This window comes from Romboutsia weinsteinii, assembly GCF_002250835.2.
Classification (GTDB): Bacteria; Bacillota; Clostridia; order Peptostreptococcales; family Peptostreptococcaceae; genus Romboutsia_A; species Romboutsia_A weinsteinii.
Map to the genome: position 1 here is coordinate 1 of NZ_NOJY02000081.1, position 9,227 is coordinate 9,227.

The 9,227-nt window shown below is 34.1% G+C and carries 8 protein-coding genes, 1 pseudogene and 1 other annotated feature; all 9 genes and pseudogenes read right to left on the reverse strand.

Annotated elements, in window-relative coordinates:
• Positions 1-1,480 (reverse strand): annotated as a pseudogene (locus tag CHL78_RS18645) (DNA-directed RNA polymerase subunit beta'); the annotation flags it as partial.
• A gap of 42 nt (positions 1,481-1,522) precedes the next feature.
• A complete protein-coding gene (gene rpoB, locus CHL78_RS18650; RefSeq protein ID WP_094369554.1) occupies positions 1,523-5,224 on the reverse strand; it encodes a DNA-directed RNA polymerase subunit beta in 3,702 nt (1,233 codons plus the stop codon).
• A 374-nt stretch (positions 5,225-5,598) separates the two neighbouring features.
• Complete coding sequence (gene rplL, locus CHL78_RS18655; RefSeq protein ID WP_094369553.1) at positions 5,599-5,961, reverse strand: 50S ribosomal protein L7/L12; 363 nt, start codon at positions 5,959-5,961, stop codon at positions 5,599-5,601.
• Positions 5,962-6,047: 86 nt separating this feature from the next.
• Positions 6,048-6,551, reverse strand: a complete 504-nt coding sequence (rplJ, locus tag CHL78_RS18660; protein WP_094369552.1) for a 50S ribosomal protein L10 — start codon at positions 6,549-6,551, stop codon at positions 6,048-6,050.
• A 45-nt stretch (positions 6,552-6,596) separates the two neighbouring features.
• Positions 6,597-6,725 (reverse strand) — a sequence feature (ribosomal protein L10 leader region).
• Positions 6,726-6,777: 52 nt separating this feature from the next.
• Entirely contained in the window at positions 6,778-7,476 is a 699-nt protein-coding gene (gene rplA / locus CHL78_RS18665; RefSeq protein WP_094369551.1) for a 50S ribosomal protein L1, read from the reverse strand.
• A 72-nt stretch (positions 7,477-7,548) separates the two neighbouring features.
• Positions 7,549-7,974: a 50S ribosomal protein L11 gene (gene rplK / locus CHL78_RS18670; protein WP_094369550.1), complete on the reverse strand. Its 426-nt coding sequence runs from the start codon at positions 7,972-7,974 to the stop codon at positions 7,549-7,551.
• A gap of 40 nt (positions 7,975-8,014) precedes the next feature.
• Positions 8,015-8,557: a transcription termination/antitermination protein NusG gene (gene nusG, locus CHL78_RS18675; protein ID WP_094369549.1), complete on the reverse strand. Its 543-nt coding sequence runs from the start codon at positions 8,555-8,557 to the stop codon at positions 8,015-8,017.
• Between the two features lie 19 nt (positions 8,558-8,576).
• Positions 8,577-8,798, reverse strand: a complete 222-nt coding sequence (gene secE / locus CHL78_RS18680; protein WP_094369548.1) for a preprotein translocase subunit SecE — start codon at positions 8,796-8,798, stop codon at positions 8,577-8,579.
• Positions 8,799-8,823: 25 nt separating this feature from the next.
• Positions 8,824-8,973, reverse strand: coding sequence for a 50S ribosomal protein L33 (gene rpmG / locus CHL78_RS18685; RefSeq protein ID WP_003421192.1), 150 nt, complete (start codon positions 8,971-8,973; stop codon positions 8,824-8,826).
• Positions 8,974-9,227: the final 254 nt, after the last annotated feature.

The window sequence follows — 9,227 nt, forward strand, 5'->3', positions numbered from 1 at the left end:
CCTGAGAAGGAGTAGTTATTGGAGTACCATCTTTAGGAGCAAGTATATTATTTACAGATAACATTAAGAATCTTGCTTCAGCTTGCGCTTCTACTGATAAAGGTACATGGACCGCCATTTGGTCACCATCGAAGTCGGCATTGTATGCAGTACATACAAGTGGATGTAGCTTTATAGCTTTTCCTTCAACTAGTATTGGCTCAAATGCTTGTATACCTAATCTGTGTAGCGTAGGAGCACGGTTAAGAAGTACTGGATGGCTCTTTATAACATCTTCTAGAACATCCCAAACTTCAGGTTTAACTTTTTCTACTATAGACTTAGCACTCTTTATATTGTGTGCATATCCTTCTTTAACTAGTTTATCCATAACAAATGGCTTGAATAATTCAAGTGCCATTTTCTTAGGAAGACCACATTGATAGAATTTAAGTTCTGGTCCAACAACTATAACTGAACGTCCTGAGTAGTCAACACGCTTACCAAGTAAGTTTTGACGGAAACGTCCTTGCTTACCTTTAAGCATATCTGATAATGACTTAAGTGGTCTATTACCAGGTCCTGTTACAGGTCTACCTCTTCTACCATTGTCTATTAAAGCATCTACAGCTTCTTGAAGCATTCTCTTTTCATTTCTTACGATAATGTCAGGTGCTCCAAGCTCTAATAATCTCTTTAATCTGTTATTTCTGTTTATAACTCTTCTATATAGATCATTTAAGTCAGAAGTCGCAAATCTTCCACCATCTAATTGTACCATCGGTCTTAAATCTGGTGGTATTACTGGTATAGCGTCTAATATCATCCATTCTGGCTTGTTACCAGATTTTTTGAATGCTTCTACCACTTCTAATCTTCTTATTGTTCTAACTCTCTTTTGTCCAGTGCTGTCTTTTAAGTCAGCTCTAAGGTCTTTACTTTCTTGCTCTAAGTCTATGTTTTGTAATAATTGTTTTACTGCTTCGGCACCCATACCTACAGTAAAAGTATATCCATATTTTTCAAGAGCAGTTCTGTATTCTTTTTCAGTTAATAGCTGCTTAGCATTTAATCCAGTTTCTCCTGCATCAACTACAACGTATGAAGCAAAGTATAATATCTTTTCTAAAGATCTTGGAGACATATCAAGTAGAAGACCCATTCTACTTGGTATACCTTTGAAGTACCAGATATGAGACATAGGAGCTGCTAGCTCTATATGTCCCATTCTTTCTCTTCTTACTTTAGACTTCGTTACTTCAACACCACATCTATCACAAACTACACCTTTATATCTAACTCTTCTGTACTTACCACAATGGCACTCCCAGTCTTTTTGAGGTCCAAATATTCTTTCACAGAATAGACCATCTTTTTCTGGTTTTAAAGTACGGTAGTTTATAGTTTCAGGCTTTTTTACTTCTCCTCTAGACCACTGTCTTATTTTTTCTGGAGAAGCCAGTGCTATTTTTATCGACTCGAAATTGTTTAATTCAAACAAGGAGTTCTCTCCCTTCTATTTGAGATTTCATTAATTAAAAACTTAAAGATCAAAATCTTCTTCTTCAACTTCATCAAAAACTACATCGTCTTCGAAGCCTAAGTTGTCAATTACTTCTTCTTCTTCTTCAGCAAAATCATTTTCTATTTCTTCTATTATATGATTTTCTTCTAATTCTTTTTCGTTATCTATTATATCTAATTCAAATTCACTAACTGAGTCATCTAAATCTAGAGATTCTCTTACCTCTATTTCTTGATCTTCTTCAGTTAATACTTTGACATCTAAACATAAACTTTGAAGTTCTTTTATAAGAACCTTGAATGATTCTGGTATACCTGGCTCAGGGATATTTTCACCCTTAACTATAGCCTCGTAAGTTCTAACACGTCCTACAACGTCATCAGACTTAACAGTAAGTATTTCTTGAAGTATGTGAGCAGCTCCGTATGCTTCTAGAGCCCAAACCTCCATCTCTCCGAATCTTTGTCCACCAAATTGTGCTTTACCACCTAATGGCTGTTGAGTAACTAATGAGTATGGCCCAGTACTTCTTGCATGTAACTTATCATCAACTAAGTGATGTAGTTTAAGCATGTACATGTATCCAACAGTTATTCTGTTATCGAAAGTTTCACCTGTTCTACCATCGTGTAAAGTTAACTTACCATCTTCAGGATATCCTGCAGCTGATAATGCTTTTCTTATGTCTCCCTCTTTCGCTCCATCAAATACTGATGTAGCTACATGCCAACCTAAAGATTTAGCAGCAAGACCTAAGTGAACCTCAAGTACCTGACCGATGTTCATACGAGATGGTACCCCTTGCGGGTTAAGAACTATATCAAGTGGTGTTCCATCTTCCATAAATGGCATATCTTCTTCAGGTAATATTCTAGAGATAACCCCTTTATTACCATGACGTCCGGCCATTTTATCTCCGACTTTTATCTTTCTTTTCTTAGCTATATAACATCTAACTAATTCATTTACTCCTGGAGATAAGTCATCTCCATTTTCTCTAGTGAATACTTTCACGTCAACTATAATACCAGATTCTCCATGAGGAACCTTAAGCGAAGTATCTCTAACTTCTCTAGCTTTTTCTCCGAATATCGCACGAAGTAATCTTTCTTCAGCAGTAAGTTCAGTTTCTCCTTTTGGAGTTACCTTACCAACTAATATGTCTCCTGAATCTACTTCAGCACCTATTCTAATTATACCTCTGTCATCTAAGTTCTTTACAGCACTTTCAGCAACATTAGGTATATCTCTAGTTATTTCTTCAGGTCCTAATTTAGTATCTCTAGCTTCACATTCGTATTCTTCTATATGAATTGTTGATAATCTATCTTCTTTAACTAATCTTTCATTTATTAAGATGGCATCCTCATAGTTGTAACCTTCCCAAGTCATGAATGCTATGAAACAGTTTCTTCCTAATGCTACTTCACCTAAGTCCGTAGCTGGTCCATCTGCTATAACATCTCCTGCCTTGATTTGTTCGCCTTTCTCTATGATAGGCGTTTGGTTTATACAAGTACCTGAGTTAGAACGTTTAAACTTAAGTAAGTTATATCTATCTCTACTTCCATCTTCTCTTTTTATTATTATTTCATCAGCTGTTACTCTCTCTGCAATACCTGCATGTTTAGCAACAACAACTGCTCCTGAATCCTTTGCAGCTCTATACTCTACTCCAGTACCTATGATTGGTGCTTCTCTTCTAACTAGAGGCACAGCTTGACGTTGCATGTTTGATCCCATTAGGGCACGGTTGGCGTCATCATTTTCTAAGAATGGTATCATAGCAGTAGCTATAGAAACAACTTGCTTAGGAGATATATCCATGTAGTCAACTCTTTGAGTAGGAACTAATTCAACAGTCCCATTCTTAGTTCTACATACAACCCTACTATTTACAAACTCACCATTATCAGTTAATGGTTCATTAGCTTGGGCTCTTATGAATAAATCTTCTTCATCAGCAGTTAAATAATGTATTTCTTCAGTAATTCTGTTATTTTCTTTATCGTATTTTCTATAAGGAGATTCGATAAATCCAAACTCATTTATTTTAGCATAAGTACCTAATGAGTTTATAAGACCGATGTTTGGTCCTTCTGGAGTTTCTATCGGACACATTCTACCGTAGTGTGAATGATGAACGTCACGCACTTCGAATCCAGCTCTTTCTCTTGAAAGTCCACCTGGTCCTAATGCAGATAATCTTCTTTTATGAGTTAATTCAGATAACGGGTTAGTTTGGTCCATGAACTGAGATAACTGAGAACTACCAAAGAACTCTTTTATCGCAGCAGAAACAGGTCTTATGTTAACTAACGCTTGAGGCGTAATAGATTCCATATCTTGAACTGTCATTCTTTCTTTTATAACTCTTTCCATTCTAGAAAGACCTATTCTAACTTGGTTTTGTAATAACTCACCAACTGATCTTATTCTTCTGTTTCCTAGGTGGTCTATATCATCTATATTACCAACTTTGAAGAATATATTAAACTCGTAGTTTACTGACGCTATTATATCATCTAGTAATATGTGCTTTGGTATAAGCTCTTTTATTCTAGACTTTATAGCTTCTTTTATTTCTTCTTCATCACTGTACTCAACTAAAATTTCTTTTAATGTTGGGTAGTGTACTTTTTCTTTTATATTTAATTCGTCTATATCAAAACCGATGTGAGATTTTATGTCTACAAAGTTATTACCTATAACTCTTACATTCTTCTCGTCTTCAACTAATAAATTAACTACATTTATACCTGAGTTTTGTATTTCTTTAGCTACTTCATAACTTATCTTTTCGCCAGCCTTAACGAATACTTCACCAGTTTCAGGATTTACTACATCCTCAGCTGAAATCTTATCCATTATTCTGTACATTAAAGCAAGTTTTTTATTGAACTTGTATCTACCTACTTTAGCTAAGTCATATCTCTTAGGGTCAAAGAATAGTGCATTTAATAATGATGATGCACTTTCTACAGTAGGAGGTTCGCCCGGTCTTAACTTCTTGTAGATTTCTACTAAACCTTCTTCTACTGTCTTAGTATTATCTTTTTCTAAAGTTGCAGCTAATCTTTCGTCTTCACCTAGAAGTTCAATTATCTCTGCATCCGTTCCTATTCCTAATGCTCTAAGTAAAACTGTAACTGGTTGCTTTCTAGTTCTATCAACTCTAACAGAAATTATATCATTAGAATCAGTTTCGTATTCTAACCATGCTCCTCTGTTAGGAATAACAGTAGAAGATATTAACCTCTTACCTGTTTTGTCTCTTTCTTGGGCATAGTAAACTCCAGGAGATCTAACTAACTGACTTACTATAACTCTTTCTGCCCCATTAATTACGAAAGTTCCTCTATCCGTCATTAGTGGGAAGTCACCCATGAAGACTTCTTGTTCTTTGATTTCACCAGTCTCTTTATTTATAAGTCTTACCTTTACCTTTAGAGGTGCACAATATGTTGCATCTCTTTCTTTACATTCTTCTATATCATATTTAGGTTTATCATCTAAAGAGTAATCAACAAATTCTAATATAAGGTTACCAGTGTAATCTTCTATAGGAGAAATGTCTTCAAATACTTCTTTTAAACCTTCTTCTAAAAACCACTTATAGGAATCTACTTGTATCTCTATAAGATTTGGTACATCAGCTATTTCTTTAATCTTAGAAAAGCTCATTCTAGTTCTCTTACCTATCGTGACAGGATGTGGCATTCACTTTTCACCTCTCAATAATTAAAAATAAAACAATAGTTCATTCTAACGCATCTAATAATTTTATCATAATGTCAAGTATTTTTCAATATGTAACTTATACCTAATAACTTTATTCTTTTTATTAGCAGAAAATATGCATTATTTATTATGCACAAAATAACAAACTTAAATTCTATTTTTTAACAAATTTTTTTATACATAAAAAAAGAAGCTTCGAAGCCTCCTATTTCTATGTAAATGAAACAACAAAATATCTATATTTACATAATTAGGTTATTAATTATATAAATCGATTACAAATCTCTTTTTCGACATTTTTCTATTTAGTACTAAAGTAAAAAAGATGCCCCTAGGGACACCTTTTAAAGAAACTACTTAACTTCTACTGAAGCTCCTGCAGCTTCTAATTTAGCTTTCATTTCTTCAGCTTCTTCTTTAGAAGCTCCTTCTTTAACAGTCTTAGGAGCGTTGTCTACTACTTCTTTAGCTTCCTTTAATCCTAATCCAGTTATTTCTCTAACAGCCTTTATAACTCCTACTTTAGAAGATCCAGCTCCTGTTAATACTACATCGAACTCAGTCTTTTCTTCAGCAGCAGCACCACCAGCAGCACCAGCCATCATAACTGGAGCTGAAGCAGATACACCGAATTTTTCTTCAGCAGCTTTAACTAATTCATTTAATTCTAAAACTTTCATGTTTTCTATAGCTTCTAATATTTGTTCTATTGTCATTTTTAGCACCTCCGAATATTTTTGTTTATAATTTTTTTATTGATAAAGTTATTATATAACCTTATCTAATTTTTCTAAATCGACAATTAAGCTTCTTGTCCTTCTTGCTTCTTTATTAACGCATCTATTAAGTATGCGAAGTTTGAAACTGGAGCCTTTAAGCTACCAAGTAATTTAGCAATAAGAACTTCTCTTGATGGTATGTTAGCGAACTCAACTATTTGAGCTTCGTTGTAGAATTCCCCTTCTACTACACCCATCTTTAATTGCATTTTTGGATGAGAATCCATAAATTCTTTTAATATTCTAGCTGGAGCAACTGGATCTTCGTATCCGAATGCTATCGCGTTAGTTCCAACTAATAACTCGTCATTGAATTGATCTATACCAACTTCTTTAGCAGCTCTTCTCACTAAAGTGTTCTTGTATACCTTGTATTCAACACCAGCTTCTCTCATTTTCTTTCTTAACTCAGTTACTTCTTCAACTGTTAATCCTTTGTAGTCAACTACAACGGCAGCACAAGATTTTTGTAACTTTTCAACTATTTCAGCAACCACACCTGATTTAACTTCTACAGCTTTTCTCATCTAAACGTGCACCTCCTTCACCTAATAGGTTTAGTATTCGCCGCAATTTCATTTAAAAAAGCTTCCGTGTCAAAAGTAGACAACAAAAGCTTTAGTAATTTCAATTTATCTAAAACCTCGGTAGGATGTTTAAGCTTTCGCACCTACTGTCTACGGCAAATCTATTCATTTTTATATCAACAAAAGTTATATTAACATTTTTGTTTATCTATGTCAACAGTTTTTATTATTCTGCTATTTTAGCTGGGTTCATTTTAACTCCAGGTCCCATAGTAGAAGCTACTGTTACACTTCTTAAGTATTGCCCTTTAGCTGCAGATGGCTTAGCCTTTATTATAGCAGACATTAATGCAGCAAAGTTTTCAGATAATTTTTCAGAACCAAATGATACTTTTCCTACTGGAACGTGTATTATGTTAGTCTTGTCTAATCTGTATTCAACCTTACCAGCTTTTATTTCGTCTATAGCTTTAGCTACATCGAAAGTAACAGTTCCTGATTTAGGGTTAGGCATTAAACCTTTAGGTCCTAATACTCTACCTAGTCTACCTACTACACCCATCATGTCTGGAGTAGCAACAACTATATCGAATTCGAACCAGTTTTCACCTTGTATTTTTTGAACTAAGTCTTCAGCTCCTACGAAGTCTGCTCCAGCAGCTTCTGCTTCAGCAGCTTTTGCTCCTTTAGCAAAAACTAAAACTCTCTTAGTTTTACCAGTTCCGTGTGGTAATACAACCGCACCTCTTACTTGTTGGTCAGCATGTCTTGAGTCAACACCTAACTTTATATGAGCTTCTACAGTTTCATCAAACTTAGCAGTAGCAACTTCTGTTACTAAAGCTAAAGCTTCTGTAGCATCATATAATCTTGTTCTATCTATTTTAGTTAACGCTTCTGCGTATTTTTTACCTATTTTAGCCATTTTATTATTCCTCCTTGTGGTTAATTTCGGTCTTTCGACCTCCCACTTCTATACGAAGTGTCTAATTTAAAATTAGTCTTCTATAACGATACCCATACTTCTAGCAGTACCAGCTATCATACTCATAGCAGATTCTACTGATGCAGCATTTAAATCAGGCATCTTTAATTCAGCTATTTCTCTTACCTTAGCAGAAGATAAAGTAGCAACTTTCTTCTTGTTTGGTTCTCCTGAAGCTGAATCTAAACCAGCAGCTTTCTTTAATAATACTGCAGCTGGTGGAGTTTTAGTTATGAAACTGAATGATCTATCTTGATATACAGTTATAACAACTGGTATTATCATACCAGCTTGATCTGCAGTTTTAGCATTGAATTCTTTTGTGAATCCCATTATGTTAACACCGTGTTGTCCTAATGCTGGACCAACTGGTGGAGCTGGAGTAGCCTTTCCTGCAGGTATTTGTAATTTTATTTGACCTATAACTTTTTTAGCCATTGATCGCACCTCCTCAGATTATTTCATGGTATTTTAAGTATTAGATTTTCTCTATACCGTCAAACTCTACACTAAATAGAGTCTCTTTACCAAATGCACTTATGCATACTTTAATTTCTTTAGTATCCAGATTGATTTCTTCTACATTTCCTATTTGACCACTGAATGGTCCTTTAGCAATTTTTACAGTATCATTGATCTCTAGATCAATGTCACCAGTTGCTATTTTAGGAACAGATAAATCGATGCCCATAGCTTTAACTTCATCTTCACTTAATGGTACCGGCTTAGAACCTGGTCCTACAAAACCTGTAACCCCTTTAGTATTTCTTACAACATACCAAGATTCATCAGTGATTATCATCTTAACTAGGACATAACTTGGATACACTTTACGTTGTCTAGTCTTTTCTTTTCCTGTTTTTGTAGTTTCCACTACATCTTCAGTAGGAACCACCACTTGTGTGATACAGTCTTCCATACCTCTTGTTTTTACAGCTTTTTCTATAGTAGCTTTAACTTTATTTTCATGCCCCGAATAGGTATGTACTACATACCACATTGGTTGTTGTAATTCTGACATATTATTTTCTCCTTTTTATCTATTTTAGTATTAGTTTTAGTGCACCAGATAATACACTATCTAAAGCCCATACTAATATAGTAGACGAAATAACTACAGTTAAAACTACTCCTGTATTTTTAAGTAATTCTTTTTTAGTCGGCCATGAAACCCTCTTTAATTCTTGTTTAGTTTCCTTTAGATAAGTAAATAAACTGAATCTTTTCTTAGTTTTCAAGCCTTGATTCGCTTGGGCAGCCATTCTATACTCACATCCTTAATAAAAACTATTTTGTTTCTTTATGAGTAGTATGTTTCTTGCAGAATCTACAGTATTTTTGTAATTCTATTCTGTCTGGGTTATTCTTTTTGTTTTTAGTAGTGTTGTAGTTTCTTTGCTTACATTCTGTACACGCTAAAGTTACTTTAACTCTCATCTGCTACACCTCCAACTTATTAATACAATATATATATTGTTAATATAATACCTTATTTTATATTAAATAAGATATTATTACCTTCCTTGAACATTACTTTGTATAAGTTATCACAAAACCATAGTTGTTGTCAATGTTTTTGTATATTTAGTACTTAAAAAAAGAGGAGTATAAACCCCCTCTTTTTATATATAATTCACTTAAGAAGTTATAGAATAAATTATTCTACTATAGAAGCAACAACACCTGATGCT

Bases quoted from the DNA above. Each gene is read 5' to 3' on its own strand.
- rpmG (WP_003421192.1), bottom strand. From the start codon at position 8,973: ATGAGAGTTAAAGTAACTTTAGCGTGTACAGAATGTAAGCAAAGAAAC.
- rplK (WP_094369550.1), bottom strand. From the start codon at position 7,974: ATGGCTAAAAAAGTTATAGGTCAAATAAAATTACAAATACCTGCAGGA.
- secE (WP_094369548.1), bottom strand. From the start codon at position 8,798: ATGGCTGCCCAAGCGAATCAAGGCTTGAAAACTAAGAAAAGATTCAGT.
- rpoB (WP_094369554.1), bottom strand. From the start codon at position 5,224: ATGCCACATCCTGTCACGATAGGTAAGAGAACTAGAATGAGCTTTTCT.
- rplA (WP_094369551.1), bottom strand. From the start codon at position 7,476: ATGGCTAAAATAGGTAAAAAATACGCAGAAGCGTTAACTAAAATAGAT.
- nusG (WP_094369549.1), bottom strand. From the start codon at position 8,557: ATGTCAGAATTACAACAACCAATGTGGTATGTAGTACATACCTATTCG.
- rplL (WP_094369553.1), bottom strand. From the start codon at position 5,961: ATGACAATAGAACAAATATTAGAAGCTATAGAAAACATGAAAGTTTTA.
- rplJ (WP_094369552.1), bottom strand. From the start codon at position 6,551: ATGAGAAAAGCTGTAGAAGTTAAATCAGGTGTGGTTGCTGAAATAGTT.